The sequence below is a fragment of the Streptomyces sp. NPDC001970 genome (assembly GCF_053594115.1).
Genome location: NZ_JBSFDW010000014.1, coordinates 110,756 through 134,396, shown reverse-complemented (window position 1 = coordinate 134,396; position 23,641 = coordinate 110,756). Strand labels below are relative to the sequence as shown.

Genomic DNA, 23,641 nt, shown 5'->3' with positions numbered 1-23,641 from the left:
ACACTGGCCAGCCGCAACAACCTTGCCCTCGCCCTGTACGGTGCGGGGGATTACGCGCACGCCGCGGACCTGCATCGCCAGACCCTCGACATGTCCGAACGCGTGTTGGGTCCCGAGCATCCCGACAGCCTACACAGCCGCAACAATCTGGCCCTCGCACTGCATGGCCTCGGGGACTACGCCGGAGCCGCTGACCTGCATCGCCAGACTCTCGACGTCCGTCAGCGGGTCCTGGGCCCCGAGCACCCCCACAGCCTGGCCAGCCGCAACAACCTCGCTCGCGCGCTGCACGGTCTCGGGGATTACGCGCAGGCTGCTGACTTGCATCGCAAGACCCTCGACGTCCGCGAGCGAGTCCTGGGTCTCGAGCACCCCGACACCCTGGCCAGCCGCAACAACCTTGCCCTCGCCCTGCACGGTCTCGGGGATTACGCGCAGGCTGCTGACTTGCATCGCAAGACCCTCGACGTCCGCGAGCGGGTCCTCGGTCCCGAGCACCCTCGAACGCTAAACAGCCGCAGCAACCTCGCCCTCGCACTGCATGGCCTCGGGCACCATGCGCAGGCCGCCGACCTGGGCCGTGAGACCCTAAGCATGTCCGAACGCGTGTTGGGTCCCGAGCATCCCGACAGCCTACACAGCCGCAACAATCTGGCCCTCGCACTGCATGGCCTCGGGGACTACGCCGGAGCCGCTGACCTGCATCGCCAGACCCTCGACGTCCGCGAGCGGGTCCTCGGTCCCGAGCACCCCGACACGCTGGCGAGCCGCAGCAACCTCGAAATGACATTGGCGGCGATGCGTCGAAGGCAAGCCATACGTATGCGTAGGCTGCCGGTCATCGGGCGTCGAGCAAGATAACCCGCTGCACGTTCCGACGTGGGAATCTGCCGCCCTCGTCACCCACACCATGTGCGGCGCTGCGGTCGCAACTTGTGCCCGGTGGATGGCATCGCTGGACTCGTCCTTGGTTGCGAGGCAGGGCTACTTCGGCTTCGACCTCACTGAGATTCTCGCGGAGTTGGAGGAGCAGCGAAGCTACGCCTACATGTACCCGCTCGGCATGGCTCATGCGACGGAGGACTAGCTGCAAGGCCGTGAAGTTATGGCTCAGGTGGGGTTGTCCAGTGGGCCTTGAGTGGGTGTTTAGGGATGAATTGTGGCGTTAAGTCGCCCTCGCGGCTGACAGTCTTCGGACTAATTCGCACCTTACCTGCGCCTTCACGGCCTTCCGGGCACCGATCCGCGTGTCCGTTTGATCTACTTGTAGGCGCTGGATTCCGTCTGGTTTAGCGATGGGGCAGAAGATTCCCGCCGGTGCGGAGCTTCCAGGCACTTCAGGCCGCGCAGGTTGGCGATGAATGCGACAAAGCAGGTCGGAATACTCATCGTGAATCAGCATCAAACGCCCACGCAGCTCAGAAAAGGTCGGGGCGAACCTGCGAGAAGTAGTACGGCCGCTGGGCGATGAAGTCCACCGCATCCATGCCGGTCAAGTAGTCCGTGCTGGTCTCGGAGTAGCGGGCGTTCTCCTTCCCGTCGAAGAACTTCCCGCTGGTGGTCTTGGAGACCTCGATGGTGCCACCGGAGACGCTCATCGCAACCTGATGGGTCTGGTTCCCGTAGCCGTCATAGGGCTGATAGGTGTGGCTGACGCCGTCGAACTCGCCTGCCTCGAGCGCTTCGAGAACTCGGTTTGCATCCATGATCAACGCCTCCAGGTTGGCCGAAGAGTGGGAGACGCCCCGACCACCGGGGTGGTCGGGGCGTCTCTGAGACCCCACGTTGAAAAGTGAGGGCTCCAGCCTAGTACCAAGGCCGTGAAGTCTGCGGTTGAGGTGCATCATCAACGGCCTGCGGGGGCGCGGATGTTGATGTTGGTGGTGGCCTTGTAGGTGGTTCGGTCGATGCTGGGGCCGCGGGCCTGGTACTTGGAGATGGCGCGTTCGACGATGCGAGGGCTGACGCGTAGTCGCCGTGCGGGCAGCAGGCCGGCCAGGACGTGTCGTCCGATGGTGCCGGCGAGGTCGATGACCGTGTCGGCGATGACGCCCGCGGCCTGGATGACCAGGTCGCGGGCGGTCTGCCAGGCGATGCTGAAGCTGGCGCGGTCGGGATCGGTGCCGCATTGGGTGCTGGTGGCATCGGCCATGGCGGTCCGCAGCAGTTGGTGGACGACCAGCAGGGCGTAGATCTCCTGGTCGATGCCGTCGGGGGTGCGGGCCCGCAGGACCCGGCCGCCGAGGATGGTCGACTTCAGTTCCAGGTAGGCCGTTTCGATCTCCCAGCGCTGGTGATAGGGCGTGGTCAGTGCGGCTGCCGGGTGGCGGTGGTGGTCGAGCAGGGTGGTAGCCAGCCGGTAGAGGCCGGTGTGTTTCCCGGCGGTGGTGGTGATGGTGATCTCGCAGTCGATGACGCGGACGCGTAGGTCGCCCAGCGTGGAGAGGTAGGAGCCGTCGCGGTAGTGGGCCAGGACAGGCATGTGGCGGCCGTTCTTGAGCCGGACCAGGACCTCGGCTCCGGTGGCCGCGATGTCGGCCAGGAGCCGTTGGGCGCCGAAGTTGCGGTCGGCGAGCAGGATCATCCCGGGCCGCAGGCTGGGCAGCAGGCGCGGGGCGTAGGTGGTCTCGCCCGAGGTGGTGGGACCGAATACCGCGTCGATGAGGGTGCGGGTGCCGCAGGCGACCAGGGCGAGCAGGCGGACCTGCGGGTATCCGGTCCCGCCGTGGTTGCCGGCCTGCTTGGTGAACCTGGTCATGACAGCGGGCGTGTCGGGGACCGTCAAAGTGGTGCCGTCGAGTGCGACCACCAGCAGACCGTGCCAGCGAACCCCCGGCCCGTGCCCGGTCGCGGCCGGGCCCCGCAGCAGGTCGAACAGCCAGCGCAGCGGTTTGCTGCCGACGCGGCGGCGGGCCTGGGCCAGCGCGCTCGCCGTCGGCGAGACCACCGGCAAACCCGCCAGCGCCCCGGTGAGCTTGCGCCACACGCCGAGGTATCCCGTCTCCGGGAACAGGCACGCGGCCAGGACCAGGTACACCACGACCCGGGAGGGCAGATCCCGCAGCCGGCACTGCACGGCCCTGGTCGCGCTCAGCGCCGCATCGACCATCTCGAAGGGCAACAGCTGGGTGAGTTCGCCCAGATGACCGGGCGCAAACCGGCCTCCGGCCACCGTGACGGTACGCGTGATGGCACGCTGTTCGGACAGCGGAGCCTCCGGTCTTGTGAACGGCTTGTCTTGGTCGACTGCCAGTTCTACCGGGGCTCCGCTCCTCATGTCCGACGAAACCGCACCTCAAGGCCCACTGGACAACCCCACCCAAGCCATAACTTCACGGCCTTGGGACTAGCTGCCCACCCCACCGTCTTCAGTCACGGAGAAGGGGATTTGTGCGCGGCTTGATGACCCATGTCAAGGCGTGTTCGCAGCCCCTTTTTGCGCACAGCCCACCTGGCGGTAGCGGGACGGCGGATTGCGACGGTTTGGGGACCGCAGCCTGGTACATCCTCGGCCACCCCTCCAGTCACGTTGACCTGCGGGTATGCACCGTAAGGATTGCCCTTAACGAGTGGATATGCGAGACGGCAATTGCCGGATAGAGTCCACTCGTCACAACTGGTTGTGGGGACAACCAGATGCCTCGGGGAGGGCCAGCATCACATGAGTCGTCGCTCGACCGGTTTTGTCGGTACCTGGGCTGAAATGCAACGACAGCAGCAGCGCCAGATGGAAGCCGAAGCCAGACGGCAGAGACAGCAAGCGCAGCAAACACGTGCCTATCAGCGACGGGCTGCGCAGAGTCACCGTGAATACCGGCAGGCAGAGGCGCTGCGCCGCACGGAAGAACTGGACGCTCAGGTTGCTTCGCTGCAAGGTCTTCTGGCCGCGGGTTGTCAGGCTCCGGCCTTCAGGGCTTCCTCTCTCCTGCGACCCGAGGAGGTCCAGCCCTTCGCTCCGGGAGCATTGGCGCAGCCCGTGCCCATGCCGGACTGGAATCAGTACCAAACGCAGAGCGGGTGGACCGCCAATCGCCGGGCCCAAGCCCAGGCCGAAGCACGGGCACGCTTCGAGCGGGACTGGCACGCCGCCCAGACGGCGGAGGCGCAGCGGCAGCAGCAGTTGGCCGCGTACCAGCGGCAGTACCAGCAGTGGGCTGATGCCCAGCTGGCTGATGTGCGTCGGCACAACGCCGGCATCGCCGGGGTGACCGAAGGAGTCAGACGCCTCGATCCCGAGTCTGTGGTCGAGTACTTCTCCGGCGCTCTCTACGCGTCGACCGCGTGGCCTGAAGGCTTCCCACGTCAGGTGGCAGTCGCCTATGACCCGGCAGCTCGACAGCTGGTACTGGACTGGGAGTTGCCTGCCTACAGCATCGTCCCTGAGGCCAAGTCCGTTCGGTACATGTCGGGGGTGGACCAGGACAAGGAGACTCCCCGCCCACTGGGACAGCGTCGGGCTCTGTACCAGGAGGTTCTCGCGCAATGCATGCTGCTCGTCCTGCACGAACTCTTCGCCGCGGATGAACTGGGCGCGCTCGAGTCGGTGAACCTGAATGGGTTCGTGGACGGGCATGACCCTACGACGGGCCGACCAGGCCACATCTACCTGGCTACCGTCATGACTTCGTGCTCAACGTTTCGTGACCTGCACTTGGCACAGGTGGACGCAGGCAGTTGCCTGGCCGATGCGCTGCGCGGGCAGGTCTCGGCTCGACCCGACCAACTCACGCCGATACGGCCGAGTCGCCTGCCGCAGGATGTCGGGAACCGCGTTGTCGCACATGGCAGCGATGAGGAACCCAACCTGTACGACATGGATCCGATCGCCTTCGAGAACCTCGTTGCCGATCTCTTCCGGGCCATGGGGATGCAGGCAGTCACCACACAGCGCTCCAACGATGGCGGCGTGGACGTCGATGCACTGGATCCGACACCGATCCGAGGTGGAAAGATCACCGTGCAGGTGAAGCGTTACCGCAACACGGTGCCGCCCGCCGCTGTACGTGACCTTTACGGGACCATGCAGGATGCCGGCGCCAACAAGGGCGTCCTCGTGACAACGTCAAGGTTCGGCCCCGGCTCACACACCTTCGCCAACGGAAAGCCACTCGAACTGATCTCGGGTACTGAGCTCGTCGACCTGCTGCATCGCCATGGACTACGCGGGCGCCTGGGTGAGGGCGCCCGTCAAGGTGCAGCGCAGCCGACGACGTCCGGTCCGAACACTCGACTGCCCGACGACTACAACGTCCTGGGCATGTCATGGTCCGGAAGTGTCGCCCTGGATGTGTGCGCTCTCGTCTGCCGTGGCAACCGCGTACTCAGCGACGAACACTTCGTCTTCTTCAACAACCCACAGACAGCCGATGGCTCCGTCCGCGCCCTTGATCCCACGGCACCTGACAAGGCAGCAATCTGTGTCTCCTTCGACGGACTGCCGGACGAAGCTGACCGATTCGTCCTCGTAGCAGCCATCGACCCGGAGGTGAACCCTGAAGCCGATCTCTCCGGCTTCACGGACGCCTGCATCCGTCTGCTCGACCCGGGGCTGAGCGAACTGGGACGACTCGAAGTCTCCGACGGCCGACCACGCGAAACCGCCTTGGTACTCGGCTCCTTCCGCCGAAGGCCGAACGGGGACTGGGACTTCGTGCTGGGCGGCAAGGGCTACACGGGCGGCCTGGAGGCGCTTGTGCAGGATTTTGGCATCGAAGTGGCATAGATCCACGTGGGTTCAGATGCTGCTGTGCCGGATGAGGACTGTGAACGCGGCTTGATGATCCATGTCAAGCCGCGCTCACAGCCCGTTTCGTCTGTTCCCGTCCGTGCCCCCTCCCTCTCCCGCCAGACGCTCGCCGTGCTGCGGACCAGCGGGGTGCCCGATCATTCCCGCGCATGTCCATGGTGATCGGCAAACCCGTTCAGTCGACCATCCCGCTGGAGGCCACATACCGGTCGGAACCCCGACGCTCTCGATCTCCTGCTCCGCCGGGCGGGCCGGCCGCACGCAGCGGGCAGCCAGTGCCGACACGAGTCGTCAGGTCGGCTCGTAGAACGGCCAGTTCAGCGATACGGGCGTCGATGATCTGAATCTTCTCCTCGAAGAGCGCGGACAGCGCCTCCGCCGTGTCCGGTGCTTCGCGCAATTTCTCGCCGTTCCGCGCGATCTCTGCCAGGGAGAAACCAAGTGCCTGCGCAGTGCGAATGTATTGCAGCCAGGCCGCCGTCTCGGGTGGAAAGTCGCGATACCCGTTGGGCAATCGCCGACCTTCGACAAGGCCGACCTTCTCGTAGAACCGGATCGTGTCTCTGGTCATGCCAACCTGCGCGGCAAGCTCACCGATACGCATGCCCCTCCATCGGATGTCGGGCTTGACCTTGGACCGTACTCCACTGTTTAGCGTGAGGCATCGCAGCCACGAGACCAACAGGAGCCTCATCGTGAGCCGTCTTCACACGCCCGCGCACCCCACCTACCTCCGCGTCGTACGCGCGAGCGCCTGGTACGACCTGGCTGTGACGGGGGGATTCGCAACTCCATGGACCTACGTGCTGGTACACGACGCGCTGTCATCGTGCAGCAATGCACTCGGGCTTGGCGCTCTGCCCAAACTCGACCTGTGGCAGATTCTGTTCGCCAATCTGATGGGCTCGGTGGTGGTCGTCTGGGCCGTGCTGCGCATCGTCAGGCCGCTGCCGGAGCACGGACTGTTCGACGGCATCGCCCGTGCCCTGTTCGCGACGTGGCAGGCGTACGCACTGGCCCACGGTGTGTCACGGATCCTGTGGCTCTTCTTTGCTGTCGAGGTGGCGTTCGGCGTCCTCCAGCTTGTGCCCTGGAGATGGGGCCGAAACGCAGTCCTCGTAGGCAACGATGCAGGCCCGACCGATGGACGCCCGCTCGGCACAGTGCGTCGGTGACGTGGGGGCACGCCCACCCGTGCCGCTCACCGGTGGGCGCGTCCGCTTTCCCCTTCCCACCGGCGTGTAGCCACGGAAAGAGGTTGTGGACACGGCTTGATGATCCATGTCATCCGGTCCCGCTTCCAGGCGGCCGGGAAGCGCCCGTTCCGCGCTGCCGGGACGCCGATCGCCGGGTCGTACGCCTGGTAGACGGTGACCGTGGTCTCGGTGTGCAGGGCGCGGATCTGGTGCTGCGGTGGCATGAACCGACCCTACTCGGACGACCGCGCGGCCCGTACGGGGTGAGGGTTCCGTACGGGCCGCGCGGCAGGCTGCGGGGATCAGGCCACAGGGCTCACGGCTCAGTGGTTGCGCGGGAAGCCCAGGTCCACGCCCGCCGGGGCCTCGGACGGGTCCGGCCAGCGGGTGGTGACGACCTTGCCGCGGGTGTAGAACTGCACGCCGTCGTTGCCGTAGATGTGCAGGTCGCCGAAGAGCGAGTCCTTCCAGCCGCCGAAGCTGTGGTAGCCGACCGGCACGGGGATCGGCACGTTCACGCCGACCATGCCCGCCTGGACCTCCAGCTGGAAGCGGCGGGCGGCGCCGCCGTCGCGGGTGAAGATCGCGGTGCCGTTGCCGAACGGCGAGGAGTTGACGAGCGCGAGGCCCTCCTCGTACGTGTCGGCGCGCAGCACGCACAACACGGGGCCGAAGATCTCGTCCCGGTACGCGTCGGAGTCCGTGGAGACCTTGTCGAGGAGCGACAGGCCGATCCAGTGTCCGTCCTCGAAGCCGTCCACCGTGTAGCCCGTGCCGTCGAGAACGACCTCGGCACCCTGGGTCGCCGCGCCGTGGACGTACGAGGCGACCTTGTCGCGGTGTGCCCTGGTGATGAGCGGGCCCATCTCGGACGTCGGGTCGTTGCCCGGGCCGATCTTGATCTTCTCTGCGCGCTCGCGGATCTTGTCCACCAGCTGGTCACCGATCGCGCCGACGGCGACGACCGCCGAGATCGCCATGCAGCGCTCGCCCGCGGAGCCGTACGCGGCGGAGACGGCGGCGTCCGCGGCCGCGTCGAGGTCCGCGTCCGGGAGGACCAGCATGTGGTTCTTCGCCCCGCCGAGCGCCTGGACGCGCTTGCCGTTGGCGGAGGCGGTGGTGTGGATGTACCGGGCGATCGGGGTCGAGCCGACGAAGGAGATCGCCGAGACGTCCGGGTGCTCCAGGAGACGGTCGACCGCGACCTTGTCGCCGTGGACGACGTTGAAGACACCGTCCGGCAGACCGGCCTCGGCCAGCAGCTCGGCAATCTTCAGCGACGGGGAGGGGTCCTTCTCGCTCGGCTTGAGGACGAAGGTGTTTCCGCAGGCGATGGCCAGCGGGAACATCCACATCGGCACCATCGCCGGGAAGTTGAACGGCGTGATTCCGGCCACGACACCGACCGCCTGGCGGATCGCCGCCACATCGACACGGTTCGACACCTGGGTGGACAGCTCACCCTTGAGCTGGGTGGTGATCCCGCAGGCCAGGTCCACGATCTCCAGACCACGGGCCACCTCGCCCAGCGCGTCCGAGTGGACCTTGCCGTGCTCCGCGGTGATCAGCTCGGCGATCGCGTCGCGGTTGGCGTCGAGCAGCGCCCGGAAGCGGAAGAGGATCGTGGTCCGCTGGGCCAGGGAGGACGTGCCCCAGGTCCCGAAGGCGGCCTTCGCGGCGGCGACGGCCGCGTCGACCTCCTCGACGGAGGCGAGGGCGACCTGCGTGGTCACGGCCCCGGTCGCCGGGTCGGTGACCGGGCCCCAGTTGCCGGACGCGCCCTCGACGGTCTTGCCACCGATCCAGTGGTTGACGGTCTTCGTCATGACGAAAAGCTCCTTCAGGTCCTTCAGAGATGGCGGCGTCGGGCTGCGACCTGCCGGTCGTACTCCTCCCGGGCCTTGACCGCCGACGGGCGGGTAGCGGTCTCGGCCACAGGAACATCCCACCACGCCTGCGCGGGGGGCGCGCCCGACACAGTGTCTGCCGTTTCGGTCTCGGCGTAGACACATGTGGGGCGGTCTGAAGCCCGGGCCTGCGTCAGGGCTTCGCGCAGGTCACGGACAGTCTTGGCGCGCAGCACCCGCATGCCGAGGGAGGCCGCGTTGGCCGCGAGGTCGACGGGGAGCGGTGGCCCCGTGTACGTCCTGTCGGCCTCCCGGCGGCGGTAGTCGGTGCCGAAGCGCTCGGAGCCGACCGACTCGGAGAGGCCGCCGATCGACGCGTACCCGTGGTTCTGGAGGATGACCACCTTGATGGGGATGTTCTCCTGCACCGCGGTGACGATCTCGGTGGGATTCATCAGATACGTACCGTCGCCGACGAGCGCCCAGACCGGCCGGTCCGGTGCGGCCATCGCGACGCCGATCGCCGCGGGGATCTCGTATCCCATGCAGGAGTAGCCGTACTCGACGTGGTACTGGTCGCGGGAGCGGGCACGCCAGAGCTTGTGGAGGTCTCCGGGGAGCGAGCCCGCCGCGTTGATCACGATGTCGTCCTCGGTGACCAGACCGTCGAGCACGCCGAGGACCTGCGGCTGGGTGGGGCGTACGTCCTCGTCGCGCGCCTCGAACGCGGCGTCGACGCGGTGCTCCCACCGCTCCTTGTCGTCCGTGTACTCCGTCTCGTAGCTGTGTTCCACGTGGTGGCCGTGGAGGGAGGCGATGAGACCGTGCAGGCCCGCCCGGGCGTCCGCGACGAGCGGGAGGGCGGAGAGCTTGTGCGCGTCGAAGCCGGTGATGTTGAGGTTGAGGAAGCGGACGTCGGGGTGGGTGAAGAGGGTGCCGGATGCGGTGGTGAAGTCGGAGTAACGGGTGCCGACGCCGATGACCAGGTCCGCGGCGCGCGCCAGCTCGTCGGCGGTCGCGGTGCCGGTGTGGCCGATGCCGCCGACGTCCTGCGGATGGTCGTGGCGCAGCGAGCCCTTGCCCGCCTGGGTCGAGGCGACGGGGATACCGGTCGACTCGGCCAGCGTCTTCAGGGCGGTCTCCGCACGGCTGTGGTGCACGCCGCCGCCCGCGATGATCAGGGGCCGGCGGGCGGACCGTACCGCCGCTGCCGCCGCCGCCAGTTCGTCCGGGTCGGGCATGGGACGGCGCACGTGCCAGACGCGCTCGGCGAAGAACTCCTCCGGCCAGTCGTAGGCCTCCGCCTGCACGTCCTGCGGCAGGGCGAGCGTGACCGCGCCGGTCTCGGCGGGGTCGGTGAGGACCCGCATGGCCGTGAGGGCGGCCGGGATCAGGGCCTCGGGACGGGTGATCCGGTCGAAGTACTTCGAGACGGGGCGCAGGCAGTCGTTGACGGAGACGTCCCCCGCGTAGGGGACCTCGAGCTGCTGGAGGACCGGGTCGGCGGGGCGGCTCGCGAAGACGTCACCGGGGAGGAGGAGCACGGGGAACCGGTTGACGGTGGCGAGGGCCGCGCCGGTTACGAGGTTCGTGGCGCCGGGGCCGATGGAGGTGGTGACGGCGTGGGTGGCGAGCCGGCAGGACTGTCGGGCGTGGCCGACGGCCGCGTGGACCATCGCCTGTTCGTTGCGACCCTGGTAGTACGGCATGTCGGCGCCGCTCTCCAGCAGGGCCTGGCCGATCCCCGCGACGTTTCCGTGGCCGAAGATGCCCCACGTGGCGCCGATGAGCCGCTGCTTCCGGCCGTCGCGCTCGGTGTACTGGCGGGCGAGGAAGGCGATCAGCGCCTGGGCGGTGGTGAGACGGCGCGTGCCGGGGCGCGGCTCGGCCTGCCCGGCGTCGCCGGGCCGGGTGGCGGACCGCCCGGTGCCGCGCCGGAGGTCGGCCTGCCCTGTGCCGGCCCGGGCGTCGGGTCCCGTGTCCTGCCCGGTGCTCGGTCCCGTGCTCGGTCCCGTGCTCATCGGTAGCCCTCCGTGTGGTCGGGGTGGAAGCAGATCCGCCATTCCCGTTCCGGTCCCGGGCCCGCCATGACGTTCAGGTAGTACATGTCGTGGCCGGGCGCGGCGATGGACGGTCCGTGCCAGCCGTCGGGGACGAGGACGGCGTCGCCGCTGCGGACCTCGGCGAGCAGGTCGGTGCCGCCGGGCCGCGACGGCGACACCCGCTGGTAGCCGAAGCCGTGCTCACCGCCGATCTCGAAGTAGTAGATCTCTTCCAGTCTGGTCTCCACGCCGGGCCGGTGCTCGTCGTGCTTGTGGGGTGGGTACGACGACCAGTTGCCGCCCGGAGTGAGCACCTCGACGGCGATGAGGCGGTCGCAGTCGAAGGAGCCGGCGGCGGCGAAGTTGTGCACCCGGCGGGCGCAGCTGCCCGTGCCGCGCTGCTCGACCGGTACCTCCGGCGCGGGTCCGTAGCGAGCGGGGAGTCGTCGCTCGCACTTCGCTCCTGCCAGGGCGAAGCGGCCTCCCGCGCCGGAGGCGATCTGTGCATGGGCGTCGCGCGGTACGTACGCGAAGTCGGTGACTCCGGCGAACACACCTTCCCTGCCCAGCAGTTCAAAGCTCTCGCCCGCGATCTGCACCGTACAGCCGCCGCTGAGCGGAAGCACGATCCACTCGCTGTCCCCGGCGCTCAGCAGATGCGAGGCACCCGGACGCAGCTCCAGGATCCGCAGCGCCGAGTAGCCCCATCCGGCCGTCTTGGGGTCGATGTCGAGCGCGTACGGCCCGTCGGCCGCGGCGCCTGCCCGTACATGCCTGTGGTCGTCCATGAGTTCTCCGTACCCCCTAGAGCAGTCCTACGGCCGTATCGACCGCTCCCGCCACATCGCCGTCGACCGGATAGAGCAGTGAGCGCCCCACCACCAGACCCTGGACGGTGGGCAGTTGCAGGGCTCCGCGCCATTTCTCGTACGCCGCCGCCTGCCTCTCGGCGGAGTCCCCCACGTCGCCGCCGAGCAGCACCGCGGGCAGCGTCGAGGTCTCCATCACCCGCGCCATGTCGTCCGGGTTCTCGGTGACGGGGATCTTCAGCCAGGTGTACGCCGAGGTGCCGGCGAGACCGGAGGCGATCGCGAGGGAACGGGTGACCGCGTCGGCGGACAGATCGTTGCGCAGGACCCCGTCGACGCGGCGGCATATGAACGGCTCGACGAAGACCGGCAGCCGGTGTGCGGCCATCTCGTCGATGGCGCGGGCTGTGGAGTGGAGGGTGTCGAGGGAGCCCGGGTCGTCGTAGTCGATACGGAGGAGCAGCTTCCCGGCGTCGAAGCCGAGCCGCGCGAGATCCTCGGCCCGGTAGCCGGTGAACCGGTCGTCCAGTTCGAACGCGGCGCCCGCGAGTCCGCCCCGGTTCATGGAGCCCATGACGACCTTGTCGTCGAGGGCGCCGAGCAGGAGGAGGTCCTCCAGGATGTCGGCGGTGGCGAGGACCCCGTCGACACCGGGGCGCTCCAGGGCGGTGCACAGGCGCTCCAGGAGGCCGAGGCGGTTGGCCATGGCGAGGCGCCGATCGCCGACGGCGAGGGCGCCACGGGCGGGATGATCGGCGGCGATGATCATCAGCCGGCCGCTGCTCCCGACGAGGGGGCGCCTGCGCCGCCGGGCCGCCGCCTCGGCGACGGCCTCGGGGTGGTGCGCCCTGATGCGGACCAGGCCGGCGACGTCGACGCGGGTCATGACGCCGCCCCGGGTACGGGGCCGGGCGCCGGGTGCGGCTCGGTACGTGGACCGGGATGTGGGTCGGGATCCGCCTCGGGACCGGGTGCTCGGCCGTCGAGCAGTGCCTCGACCTCGGCGGGGTAGGGCATGGCGGAGGAGCAGGCCAGGCGGGAGGCGACGATCGCGCCGGCGGCGTTGGCGTACCGCATCACCCGCTCCAGCTCCCACCCGGCCAGCAGCCCGTGCACCATCGCGCCGCCGAACGCGTCGCCCGCACCGAGCCCGTTGACCACCTGGACCTCCACCGGCGGGACTTCGGCGGTGGTGCCGTCCCGGTGCACGGCCAGGACGCCCTTGGGCCCCTGTTTGACCACGGCCAGTTCGACTCCCCCGGCCAGCAGCGCGCGGGCAGCGGCGTACGGCTCGCGCTCGCCGGTCGCGATCTCGCACTCGTCGAGATTGCCGACGGCGACGGTGGCGTGGGCGAGGGCCTGCGCGTAGTACGGACGCGCCTCGTCCGGAGCCGCCCGGGCCGTGCTCTCCCAGAACATCGGCCGCCAGTCCAGGTCGAAGACGGTCGTGCCGGACTTCGCCCGGTGCTCCAGCGCCGCGAGGGTCGCGCTCCTGCTCGGCTCGGCGCACAGCCCGGTGCCGGTCGTCCAGAAGACCCGTGCCGCGCCGATCGCCGCCAAGTCGAGTTCGTCCACGTGCACTTCGAGGTCCGGCGCCTTGGGCTGCCGGTAGAAGTACAGCGGGAAGTCGTCCGGCGGGAAGATCTCGCAGAACGTCACCGGCGTCGGCAGCCCCGGCACCGCCGTCACCCAGCGGTCGTCGACGCCGAACTCCCTCAGCGCCTCGTGAAGGTACTCCCCGAAGGCGTCCCGTCCGGTGCGGGTGACCACCGCGGCGCCGCGGCCGAGCCGTGCCGCCGCGACCGCCACATTCGTGGCGGAACCGCCGAGGAACTTCCCGAAGGTCTCGACCCGCGCCAGCGGAACCCCGGTCTGCAGCGGGTAGAGGTCCACGCCGATCCGGCCCATCGTGATCACGTCGTACGGCTGCGACATACGCGTCCCTTCGGTTCCACCGTCCGGCTGTTCCCTGGTCTAACCCGCCCTCACGAACCCTGTCAACATTTTGTCCTTACATTCGGACGAAAGCTTGACTCCTTTCTCGGACGGCGGGAAAGCTGACCGCCATGACCTCCTCCGCCCCCTTGCCCCACCGCATCCGGATCGGGTCGGCCCCTGACTCCTGGGGCGTGTGGTTCCCCGACGACCCGCAGCAGGTTCCCTGGCAGCGTTTCCTCGACGAGGTCGCGCAGGTGGGGTACGAGTGGATCGAACTCGGCCCGTACGGCTACCTCCCGGCCCGTACGGCTACGTCCCCACCGACCCGGCCCGGCTCACGGCCGAGACCGCGGCGCGCGGGCTGAAGGTCTCGGCCGGCACCGTCTTCACCGGGCTGCACCACGGACCGGCCGTCCGGGAGAAGACCTGGGCGCATGTCGCCGACATCGCGGCGCTCACCCGGGCGATGGGCGCGGACCATCTCGTCGTCATCCCGTCCTTCTGGCGCGACGACAGGACGGGCGAGGTGCTCGAGGACCGGGAGCTCACCGCCGAGCAGTGGCGCGATCTCACCACCCGGACCGAGCGCCTCGGGAGGGAGGTCGGCGACCGCTTCGGCCTGCGGATCGTCGTCCACCCGCACGCGGACACCCATATCGACAGCGAGGCGAACGTCAGCCGCTTCCTCGACGCGACCGACCCGGAACTGGTCTCGCTCTGCCTGGACACCGGGCACTACGCCTACTGCGGCGGCGACAGCGTCAAGCTCATCGAGACCTACGGGGAGCGGATCGGCTACCTCCACCTCAAGCAGGTGGATCCGGAGATCCTCGCCGAAGTGGTCGTGGGCGAGGTGCCGTTCGGACCGGCCGTGGCGCGGGGTGTGATGTGCGGGCCGCCGCGGGGCGTCCCCGCGCTGGAGCCGGTGCTGGCCGCGGCGCGGCGGCTGGACTCCGAGCTGTTCGCGATCGTCGAGCAGGACATGTACCCGCGCCCCCGGACAAGCCCTTCCCGATCGCCCAGCGCAGCCGCCGCTTCCTCCGGTCCTGCGGGGCGTGACGGGGGCAATTGCCGCCTCCGCGCGGGGCCTGCGATCCGCGCGTGCCCGGGCAAACGCGGTCTGCGGCCCACATCGTGCTCGACACACGCGGTCCGCGGCCCACGTCGTGCTCGGCACACGCGGACCGATTGTCCCAAGGCTCCGGTCATGTCACAGCTGTTGCCTTCCTGTCACGCTTGTCTCCATTACGCGGGCCTTCCGTCACAAGGCATCGACAGCCCCTCCTCCCCCTCGCGCCCTGTCGTTGCACCGGGCACAGGCTCAGTGATCGCCAGCGTCCGCGTCACAGCTCCCCCGACGGCTTTCCCGGCCGCCGCTGCGGCGCGCGCAGGGAGGTGCCACAGATGACGGACAGAAGGCTCTGGTCCTACAAGGACATCGCCGCGCACATCCGGGTGCAGCCGGACACGGTTCGCTCGTACCGCAAGCACGGCCTCCTTCCGCCGCCCGACCATGTGGAGGCTGGAAAGCCCTACTGGTACGCGGACACCGTCCGCCGCTGGGTGGCCAATCGCCCCGGCAACAGGGGCCGCAGGGAATGAGCCCTCGGGGGCCCGTGTCCGGCCGGCGCGGGAACCGAGCCCCATGCCGGCCGTTGCTCACCCGCGGCCCGGCTCGATGATCGTCACGCCCGCCCCCGGGGTCGTGCCCATGGCGGACAGCGCGGCCGGGGCGGCGTCCAGGGAGATCACCGAGGTGACCAGGAGGTCCGGCCTCAGCGCCCCCGAGCGCACCATCTCCAGCATCGGGCCGTAGGAGTGCGCGGCCATCCCATGACTGCCGAGGATCTCCAGCTCCTCCCCGATGACACGGCCCATCGGCATCACGGGGTCCCCCGCCGCCGAGGGCAGGAGGCCGACCTGCACATGCCGTCCCCGACGGCGCAGGCTCTGCACCGAGGCGACACAGGTGACCGGGGAGCCGAGGGCGTCGAGGGAGAGATGGGCACCCCCACCCGTCAGCTCGCGCACCGCATCGGCGGTACCACCGCCGCCGGCACCACTGCTGCCCGGGCCACGGCTCTCGGCGCCCGCACCGGCGCCCGTGAGCGCCGTGGCGTCCACGCACTCCGCGGCGCCGAACGTGCGCGCCAGTTCGAGTGCCCGCGGTGAGACATCCACCGCGACCACCCGCGCCCCGCAGGCCGCCGCGATCATCACCGCGGACAGCCCCACCCCACCGCAGCCGTGCACCGCGACCCATTCGCCGGGGGCCACCCTCCCCTGGGCCACCACGGCCCTGAAGGCGGTCGCGAACCGGCAGCCGAGCCCCGCCGCCGTCGCGAACGACAGCTCCTCGGGCACGGCCACCAGATTCACGTCCGCGTGCTCGAGCGCCACGTACTCGGCGAAGGAACCCCAGTGCGTGAATCCGGGCTGGGTCTGGTGCTCGCAGACCTGCTGGTCCCCGGCCGCGCAGGCGGCGCAGCGGCCGCAGGCACAGACGAAGGGGACGGTGACCCGGTCGCCCGGACGCCAGCCGGCAACCCCGGGGCCCACCGCTTCGACGACTCCGGCGAGCTCGTGTCCGGGAACGTGCGGGAGGGTGATGTCCGGGTCGTGGCCCATCCAGCCGTGCCAGTCGCTGCGGCACAGTCCGGTGGCCTCGACGCGCACGACCACGCCGTGCTCGGACGGGACCGGGTCCGGCACTGCGCGTACCTCGGCGTCCCGCCCGTACTCCTCGAACACCACAGCCCTCATCGGCCCTGCCTTCCCTGGCTCCGCTGGAATCGGCTCGAACCTATCCACCCGAGTGCTGCCCGACACGCCACGAGGGACTCGCATTCATACCCCCTAGGGGTATAACCTGGTGCCCGGAGAGGAAACCCCGGTGCCCCGGGACCCTCCTGATGCGCCTGATGCACCATGACGTCGTTCCGCGAACTGATCGCGAAGCGCACACGGCTCGAAGAGGAGAACGCCCATGACCGTCGAGACGAAGACCGAGCTCCCCCAGGCCACCGGCTCCTGCTGTTCGCCCGCCGGCACCTGCCACGGCGGCGGCGCGGCGGACGCACAGCAGGCCGGTGTCACCGCGGTGTACGAGGTGAAGGGCATGACCTGCGGCCACTGCGAGGGTGCGGTGTCGAGCGAGATCTCCGAGATCGCCGGCGTCACCTCGGTCAAGGCGGTCGCGGCCACCGGGCAGGTCACCGTCGTGTCCGACACTCCGCTGGACGAGGCCGCGGTGCGCGCCGCGGTCGACGAGGCGGGCTACGAGCTCGTCGGCCAGGCCTGATCGGCCAGGCCCGACATCCGTTCCCGGCCGGGCCGTAGCGCCACAGCGCACGGCCCGGCCCGACCCGCCCTTGGAGCCAGTACCCATGACCAGCATCGCCACCGAGACGCCGGACACGGGCACGTCCCGGGTCGAGCTCCTGATCGGCGGGATGACCTGCGCGTCGTGCGCGGCCCGCGTCGAGAAGAAGCTCAACCGCGTGGACGGCGTCACGGCGACGGTCAACTACGCGACCGAGAAGGCCCGCGTCGCCTACGGCGAGGGCACGGAGGTCGCCGACCTGATCGCCGTGGTCGAGAAGACCGGCTACACGGCCATGCCGCTGAGCGCCCCTGCCGTGGCCCCCGACATCGCGACCAGGGACACGACCGCCCTCCCTGGCACCCTCGCGGACGTGATTGCCGTCCCGCGCCCCAGCGAGGACGCCCCCCGTCCCGCGGCCGTCGGCGCGCCCGGCCACGCCCGGCCACGGACCGCCGATCGGACGTCCTCGGCCGCGCAGGCCCCGCCCCATGCGACCACCGGAGCGCCGCAGCCCCGGCCCGCAGCCCCGGCCGCCCGAGCCGGAGCCCGCTCCTCTGCCGGCGACACCGTCGCCGCCCTGCGACAGCGCCTGCTGATATCCGCTCTGCTCGCCGCGCCCGTCATCCTGCTGGCCATGGTGCCCGTGCTCCAGTTCGACAACTGGCAGTGGCTCTCACTCACCCTCGCCGCGCCCGTGGTCGTCTGGGGCGGACTGCCCTTCCATCGCGCCGCGTGGACCAACCTCCGGCACGGCGCGGCCACCATGGACACCCTCGTGTCCCTGGGCACCCTCGCCGCCTTCGGCTGGTCCCTCTGGGCGCTGTTCTTCGGGCATGCGGGCATGCCGGGCATGCGCCACGGATTCGACCTCGCCGTCATCCCCGGCACCGGCCGCACCGACGCCGCATCGGCCATCTATCTCGAGGTCGCCGCGGGCGTCGTCACGTTCATCCTCCTCGGCCGCTATCTGGAGGCCCGCGCCAAGCGGAAGGCGGGCGCCGCCCTGCGCGCGATGCTGGAGCTGGGCGCCAAGGACGTCGCCGTGCTCAGGGGCGGTACGGAGGTACGCGTCCCGGCCGCCCACCTCGTCGTCGGCGACCTGTTCGTCGTGCGCCCGGGCGAGAAGATCGCGACCGACGGAGTCGTCGTCGAGGGCATTTCGGCCGTCGACGCGTCCATGCTGACGGGCGAGTCCGTCCCGGTGGACGTGACCGTAGGCGACAACGTCACCGGTGCGACCGTCAACACCGCGGGCCGGCTCGTCGTGGAGGCCACCCGGATCGGCACCGACACCCAGCTGGCCCGGATGGCCCGGATGGTCGAGGACGCCCAGAACGGCAAGGCGCAGGTACAGCGTCTCGCCGACCGCATCTCGGCCGTCTTCGTCCCCGTCGTCCTGCTGATCGCCCTCGGCACCCTGGTCACCTGGCTCCTGGTGGCCGGCGACACGGCCGCCGCATTCACCGCGGCCGTCGCCGTGCTGATCATCGCCTGCCCCTGTGCGCTGGGGCTGGCCACGCCCACCGCCCTCATGGTCGGTACGGGCCGGGGGGCGCAGCTCGGCATTCTCATCAAGGGCCCCGAGGTCCTGGAGTCGACCCGCACGGTCGACACCGTCGTCCTCGACAAGACCGGAACGGTCACCACCGGCCGTATGCGCCTGCAGGACGTGTACGTCACCGGCCCCACCACCGAGGAGGAGCTGCTGCGGTTGGCGGGCGCCCTGGAGCACGCATCCGAGCACCCCGTCGCCCGTGCCGTCGCCGACGGCGCCGCGGGCCGGCTCGGTTCCCCGCTCCCCGTTCCCGAGGCCTTCGAGAACGTTCCCGGCCTCGGGGTACGCGGCACGGTCGACGGACACACCGTCCTCGTCGGCCGCGCCCGCCTGCTCGAGGAGGCCGGCGTGGAGCCGCCGCACGAGCTCTCCGCGATCTCCGGACGTACCGCCGTCGCGGTCGCCTGGGACGGGACGGCCCGCGGCATCCTGACCGTGGCCGACGCGGTCAAGGACACCAGCGCCGAGGCGGTCGCCCAGCTGCGCGCGCTGGGCCTGAAGCCCGTGCTGCTCACGGGCGACGAGCGCGCGGTCGCCGAGGCGGTCGCGGCCGGCGTCGGCATCGACGAGGTGTACGCCGAGGTGCTGCCGCAGGACAAGGTGGCCGCGATCCGGCGCCTTCAGGCGGAGGGCCGGACGGTCGCGATGGTGGGTGACGGTGTGAACGACGCCGCCGCACTGGCCACCGCCGACCTCGGTCTGGCCATGGGTACGGGCACGGACGCGGCCATCGAGGCCGGGGACCTCACGCTCGTACGGGGCGATCTGCGGGTCGCCGCCGACGCCATCCGGCTCTCGCGGCGGACCCTCGCCACCATCAAGGGGAACCTCTTCTGGGCCTTCGGCTACAACGTCGCGGCTCTGCCGCTGGCCGCCGCAGGACTGCTGAATCCCATGATCGCCGGATTCGCCATGGCTTTCTCGTCCGTTTTCGTGGTGAGCAACAGCCTGCGTCTGCGATCCTTCACGTGATACACAGGACCTTCACAAAGAGATCCAGATCACAGATATTTGTGGGTAACCATTCGGGCTCTTCGCGAGTCTAAGTGGGCGATGCCAGAACGTCTTGGGGGACGTTCATGGGATGTCTTGGGGGACGTCCCAGGCAAGCGTTGGCCGGGGCACGTAGACCGGGGAGCTTTGAGCGGCCCTCCCGACATACGTACCCCGGCAGACCGCGCGAAGAGCTTCTGCTGGGTACCAGCAGACGCCCGGGCCGGATCCCGTGGGGGGAATCCGCACCGGGGATATGGGAAGCGCCCCGCTCGCCGACCCGTGGGGGGATCGGCAGCGGGGCGCTTCTCGCTTGGTTCAGGAGACGCCGTCCTGCCCAGGAGGCGCCGTCGCCCCTGGGACACACCTCAGGAGCGACGACCCTGGAGGACCGGCGTCAGCGGGCTTCGACCGGAACGAAGCCCCGCAGGACCTCGCCCGTGGCCATGCAGGCCCGGGGGACACCCCCCGGACCCCCGGCAGCCGTCAGCGGGCCTCGACCGGAACGAAGTCCCGCAGGACCTCGCCCGTGTAGATCTGGCGCGGGCGGCCGATGCGGGAACCCGGCTCCTTGATCATCTCGTGCCACTGGGCGATCCAGCCGGGCAGTCGGCCGAGCGCGAACAGCACGGTGAACATCTCGGTCGGGAAGCCCATGGCCCGGTAGATCAGGCCGGTGTAGAAGTCCACGTTCGGGTAGAGCTTGCGCTCGACGAAGTAGTCGTCGGAGAGCGCGTGCTCCTCCAGCTTGAGGGCGATGTCCAGCAGCTCGTCCGACTTGCCGAGCGCGGAGAGCACATCGTGGGCCGCAGCCTTGATGATCTTGGCGCGCGGGTCGAAGTTCTTGTAGACCCGGTGGCCGAAGCCCATCAGGCGGACGCCGTCCTCCTTGTTCTTCACCTTGCGGATGAAGGTGTCGACGTCGCCGCCGGTGGCCGCGATGCCTTCGAGCATCTCCAGCACCGACTGATTGGCGCCGCCGTGCAGCGGGCCCCACAGGGCGGAGATGCCGGCGGAGATGGAGGCGAACATGTTCGCCTGCGACGAGCCGACCAGGCGCACGGTGGACGTCGAACAGTTCTGCTCGTGGTCCGCGTGCAGGATGAACAGCTTGTCGAGCGCGGCGACCACGACCGGGTCGGGCTCGTACTCCTGCGCCGGGACCGAGAACGTCATCCGCAGGAAGTTCTCCACGTACCCGAGGTCGTTACGCGGGTAGACGAAGGGGTGGCCGATCGACTTCTTGTACGCGTACGCCGCGATCGTCGGCAGCTTGGCCAGCAGCCGGATCGTGGAGAGGTGGCGCTGCTTCTCGTCGAACGGATTGTGGCTGTCCTGGTAGAACGTCGACAGCGCGCTGACGACGGACGACAGCATCGCCATCGGGTGGGCGTCGCGCGGGAAGCCGTCGAAGAACCGCTTGACGTCCTCGTGCAGCAGCGTGTGCTGGGTGATCTCACCCCGGAACGCGGCCAGCTCGTCGACCGTCGGAAGCTCGCCGTTGATCAGCAGGTACGCCACCTCGAGGAAGGAGGAGCGCTCGGCCAGCTGTTCGATCGGGTAACCGCGGTAACGCAGGATGCCCTGCTCGCCGTCGAGGTAGGTGATCGCGGATTTATAGGCGGCTGTGTTGCCGTAACCGCTGTCCAGGGTCACCAGACCGGTCTGCGCCCGGAGCTTCCCGATGTCGAAGCCCTTGTCACCGACGGTGCTCTCGACCACCGGGTAGGTGTATTCACCGTCCGCGTACCGCAGTACTACAGAGTTGTCGCTCACGTCATCCCTCACCGACGTAGTCCTCTTCTTCGAGGTGCCCTGACTGTCTCTACCATCCCCCATTTGGCTGAGGAGAGTGCACTCGGGGTCGACCATTGGGTCACTTGGCGGCACTCAGTGCCGCCAACCTGCTCATCGTGCCCCCTTCGCCCCGGTTCCGGAAGACTTAGGTGATCTTTCCCACGAAGCCTTCACCTGTCAGCCGGTGATCGAGTGCGGTAAAGCGCCTGCCTGCGGAAACGGTGCGCACCGCCTGCCCTATGGCCTTGCGGGAGCCGACGAGGACCACGAGCTTCTTCGCACGGGTGACGGCCGTGTACAGCAGATTTCGCTGGAGCATCATCCAGGCGCCGGTGGTGACCGGGATCACGACCGCCGGATACTCGCTGCCCTGGGAGCGGTGGATCGTCACGGCGTACGCATGCGCGAGCTCGTCCAGTTCGTCGAAGTCGTACGGCACCTCCTCGTCCTCGTCCGTCAGCACCGTCAGCCGCTGATCGACCGGATTGAGCGAGGTCACCACGCCGACCGTGCCGTTGAAGACTCCGTTCTTCCCCTTCTCGTAATTGTTGCGAATCTGAGTGACCTTGTCGCCGACGCGGAACACCCTGCCGCCGAGCCGCTTCTCGGGCAGGTCGGGGCGGGCGGGAGTGATCGCCTGCTGAAGCAGTCCGTTGAGAGTGCCCGCGCCGGCCGGTCCGCGGTGCATGGGGGCGAGCACCTGCACATCGCGCCGCGGGTCCAGGCCGAACCGGGCCGGGATGCGACGCGCCGCGACGTCCACGGTGAGCCTGCCCGCCTCCTCGGTGTCGTCCTCGACGAAGAGGAAGAAGTCGTCGAGGCCCTGGGTGAGGGGCTGTGTCCCGGAGTTGATGCGGTGGGCGTTGGCCACGACCCCGGACTGCTGGGCCTGCCGGAAGATCCGGGTCAGCCGGACGCTGGGCACCGGCCCGGTGTCGGCCAGCAGGTCCCGCAGCACCTCGCCCGCGCCCACGCTCGGCAGCTGGTCCACATCCCCGACCAGGAGCAGATGCGCACCCGGGGCCACGGCCTTCACCAGCTTGTTGGCAAGGAGCAGATCCAGCATGGACGCCTCGTCCACGACCACCAGGTCGGCGTCGAGCGGCCGGTCCCGGTCGTAGGCCGCGTCGCCGCCCGGCTTGAGCTCCAGCAGCCGGTGCACGGTGGACGCCTCGGCACCGGTGAGCTCGGCGAGCCGCTTCGCCGCCCTGCCCGTCGGCGCGGCGAGCACCACCTTCGCCCTCTTGGCGCGGGCCAGCTCGACGATCGAGCGAACCGTGAAGGACTTTCCACAGCCCGGGCCTCCGGTGAGGACGGCCACCTTCCGGGTGAGCGCGAGGCGCACGGCCTGCTCCTGCTCGGGGGCCAGCTCCGCGCCCGTACGGTCCGCGAGCCAGGCCAGTGCCTTGTCCCAGGCCACGTCGTGGAAGGCCGGCATGCGGTCCTCGTCCGTGCGCAGCAGCCGGATCAGCTGCGCGGAGAGGGACAGCTCGGCACGGTGGAACGGCACCAGGTAGACCGCGGTGAGGGGATCCCCGCCGTCCGGGGCGGGGACCTGCTCCCGCACGACTCCTTCATCGTCGGCCGCGAGCTCGGCGAGGCAGTCGATGACCAGGCCGGTGTCGACCTGGAGCAGCTTCACGGCATCGGTGATGAGCTGCTCCTGCGGAAGGAAGCAGTGCCCCTGGTCCGTGGACTGCGACAGGGCGTACTGCAAACCGGCCTTGACCCGGTCGGGGCTGTCGTGAGGGATGCCGACGGCCTGGGCGATCCGGTCGGCGGTGAGGAAGCCGATGCCCCAGACATCTGCCGCGAGGCGGTAGGGCTGGTTCTTCACGACCGAGATCGAGGCGTCACCGTACTTCTTGTAGATCCGCACGGCGATGGAGGTGGAGACGCCAACACCCTGGAGGAAGACCATGACTTCCTTGATGGCCTTCTGCTCCTCCCAGGCGGCGCCGATCATTTTCGTCCGCTTCGGGCCGAGGCCCGGGACCTCGATGAGCTTCTCGGGCTCCTTCTCGATGATGTCGAGGGTGTCGGCCCCGAAGTGGTCGACGATCCGCTCGGCGATTCTGGGGCCGATGCCCTTGATGAGGCCGGAGCCGAGATAGCGGCGGATGCCCTGGACGGTGGCGGGGAGGACCGTCGTGTAGTTCTCGACGCTGAACTGCTTGCCGTACTGCGGATGGGAGCCCCAGCGACCCTCCATGCGCAGTGATTCGCCCGGCTGCGCGCCGAGGAGCGAGCCGACCACCGTGAGGAGCTCACCGCCGCCGCGGCCGGTGTCGACGCGGGCGACCGTGTACCCGTTCTCCTCGTTGGCGTAGGTGATCCGCTCCAGGACCCCTTCGACCACTGCCAGATTGGACATGATCCGACGCTACCGCCCC

At 69.3% G+C, this 23,641-nt stretch carries 17 protein-coding genes and 2 pseudogenes; 7 read left to right on the top strand and 12 right to left on the bottom strand.

The window, feature by feature from the left end; genetic code table 11:
- The coding region (locus ACWCP0_RS19105; RefSeq protein WP_451079962.1) for a tetratricopeptide repeat protein at positions 1-861 on the top strand (861 nt) is incomplete at its 5' end.
- A gap of 557 nt (positions 862-1,418) precedes the next feature.
- Here the strand turns inward: ACWCP0_RS19105 and ACWCP0_RS19100 are convergent.
- A complete protein-coding gene (locus ACWCP0_RS19100; protein WP_451079961.1) occupies positions 1,419-1,706 on the bottom strand; it encodes a hypothetical protein in 288 nt (95 codons plus the stop codon).
- A gap of 140 nt (positions 1,707-1,846) precedes the next feature.
- Positions 1,847-3,277 carry an IS4 family transposase gene (locus tag ACWCP0_RS19095; RefSeq protein ID WP_451079960.1) on the bottom strand — a complete coding sequence of 477 codons (1,431 nt, stop codon included), beginning with the start codon at positions 3,275-3,277 and terminating at the stop codon, positions 1,847-1,849.
- 384 nt (positions 3,278-3,661) lie between these two features.
- Between ACWCP0_RS19095 and ACWCP0_RS19090 the strand changes: the two genes are divergently transcribed.
- Positions 3,662-5,722: a restriction endonuclease gene (locus ACWCP0_RS19090; RefSeq protein ID WP_451079959.1), complete on the top strand. Its 2,061-nt coding sequence runs from the start codon at positions 3,662-3,664 to the stop codon at positions 5,720-5,722.
- A gap of 199 nt (positions 5,723-5,921) precedes the next feature.
- On the opposite strand, the gene ACWCP0_RS19085 is transcribed toward ACWCP0_RS19090, so the two are convergent.
- Entirely contained in the window at positions 5,922-6,350 is a 429-nt protein-coding gene (locus ACWCP0_RS19085; protein ID WP_451079958.1) for a MerR family transcriptional regulator, read from the bottom strand.
- Between the two features lie 91 nt (positions 6,351-6,441).
- Between ACWCP0_RS19085 and ACWCP0_RS19080 the strand changes: the two genes are divergently transcribed.
- Positions 6,442-6,921, top strand: a complete 480-nt coding sequence (locus tag ACWCP0_RS19080) for a hypothetical protein (RefSeq protein ID WP_451079957.1) — start codon at positions 6,442-6,444, stop codon at positions 6,919-6,921.
- A 101-nt stretch (positions 6,922-7,022) separates the two neighbouring features.
- On the opposite strand, the pseudogene ACWCP0_RS19075 reads toward ACWCP0_RS19080, so the two are convergent.
- The 6 genes and pseudogenes from ACWCP0_RS19075 to iolC all read right to left on the bottom strand — a co-directional run.
- Positions 7,023-7,166, bottom strand: a pseudogene (locus ACWCP0_RS19075) (DUF4291 family protein); the annotation flags it as partial.
- Between the two features lie 99 nt (positions 7,167-7,265).
- The gene (gene mmsA / locus ACWCP0_RS19070; RefSeq protein WP_451079956.1) at positions 7,266-8,768 is read right to left on the bottom strand and encodes a CoA-acylating methylmalonate-semialdehyde dehydrogenase; all 1,503 of its coding nucleotides are present in this window, start codon (positions 8,766-8,768) and stop codon (positions 7,266-7,268) included.
- A gap of 23 nt (positions 8,769-8,791) precedes the next feature.
- Entirely contained in the window at positions 8,792-10,810 is a 2,019-nt protein-coding gene (gene iolD / locus ACWCP0_RS19065; RefSeq protein WP_451079955.1) for a 3D-(3,5/4)-trihydroxycyclohexane-1,2-dione acylhydrolase (decyclizing), read from the bottom strand.
- On the bottom strand, positions 10,807-11,619 hold the full coding sequence (gene iolB, locus ACWCP0_RS19060; protein ID WP_451079954.1) for a 5-deoxy-glucuronate isomerase: 813 nt from the start codon (positions 11,617-11,619) through the stop codon (positions 10,807-10,809). The genes iolD and iolB overlap by 4 nt, the downstream gene beginning before the upstream one ends.
- Positions 11,620-11,635: 16 nt before the next feature.
- Entirely contained in the window at positions 11,636-12,526 is an 891-nt protein-coding gene (locus ACWCP0_RS19055; RefSeq protein WP_451079953.1) for a Cgl0159 family (beta/alpha)8-fold protein, read from the bottom strand.
- Positions 12,523-13,575 carry a 5-dehydro-2-deoxygluconokinase gene (iolC, locus tag ACWCP0_RS19050; protein WP_451079952.1) on the bottom strand — a complete coding sequence of 351 codons (1,053 nt, stop codon included), beginning with the start codon at positions 13,573-13,575 and terminating at the stop codon, positions 12,523-12,525. The genes ACWCP0_RS19055 and iolC overlap by 4 nt, the downstream gene beginning before the upstream one ends.
- A gap of 131 nt (positions 13,576-13,706) precedes the next feature.
- Here iolC and ACWCP0_RS19045 point away from each other — a divergent pair.
- Together ACWCP0_RS19045 and ACWCP0_RS19040 are read left to right on the top strand one after the other, a co-directional pair.
- Positions 13,707-14,637 (top strand): annotated as a pseudogene (locus tag ACWCP0_RS19045) (sugar phosphate isomerase/epimerase family protein).
- Positions 14,638-14,982: 345 nt separating this feature from the next.
- Positions 14,983-15,180, top strand: a complete 198-nt coding sequence (locus ACWCP0_RS19040; protein WP_451079951.1) for a helix-turn-helix transcriptional regulator — start codon at positions 14,983-14,985, stop codon at positions 15,178-15,180.
- 57 nt (positions 15,181-15,237) lie between these two features.
- Here ACWCP0_RS19040 and ACWCP0_RS19035 read toward each other — a convergent pair whose 3' ends face one another.
- Positions 15,238-16,341, bottom strand: a complete 1,104-nt coding sequence (locus tag ACWCP0_RS19035) for a zinc-dependent alcohol dehydrogenase family protein (protein ID WP_451079950.1) — start codon at positions 16,339-16,341, stop codon at positions 15,238-15,240.
- A gap of 223 nt (positions 16,342-16,564) precedes the next feature.
- On the opposite strand from ACWCP0_RS19035, the gene ACWCP0_RS19030 reads away from it, so the two are divergent.
- Together ACWCP0_RS19030 and ACWCP0_RS19025 are read left to right on the top strand one after the other, a co-directional pair.
- A complete protein-coding gene (locus ACWCP0_RS19030) occupies positions 16,565-16,879 on the top strand; it encodes a heavy-metal-associated domain-containing protein (RefSeq protein ID WP_451079949.1) in 315 nt (104 codons plus the stop codon).
- 85 nt (positions 16,880-16,964) lie between these two features.
- A complete protein-coding gene (locus ACWCP0_RS19025; RefSeq protein ID WP_451079948.1) occupies positions 16,965-19,430 on the top strand; it encodes a heavy metal translocating P-type ATPase in 2,466 nt (821 codons plus the stop codon).
- A 507-nt stretch (positions 19,431-19,937) separates the two neighbouring features.
- Here the strand turns inward: ACWCP0_RS19025 and ACWCP0_RS19020 are convergent.
- Together ACWCP0_RS19020 and recD2 are read right to left on the bottom strand one after the other, a co-directional pair.
- Positions 19,938-21,227, bottom strand: a complete 1,290-nt coding sequence (locus ACWCP0_RS19020; RefSeq protein ID WP_451079947.1) for a citrate synthase — start codon at positions 21,225-21,227, stop codon at positions 19,938-19,940.
- A gap of 166 nt (positions 21,228-21,393) precedes the next feature.
- Positions 21,394-23,622 carry an SF1B family DNA helicase RecD2 gene (gene recD2, locus ACWCP0_RS19015; protein ID WP_451079946.1) on the bottom strand — a complete coding sequence of 743 codons (2,229 nt, stop codon included), beginning with the start codon at positions 23,620-23,622 and terminating at the stop codon, positions 21,394-21,396.
- Between the last annotated feature and the right edge of the window lie 19 nt (positions 23,623-23,641).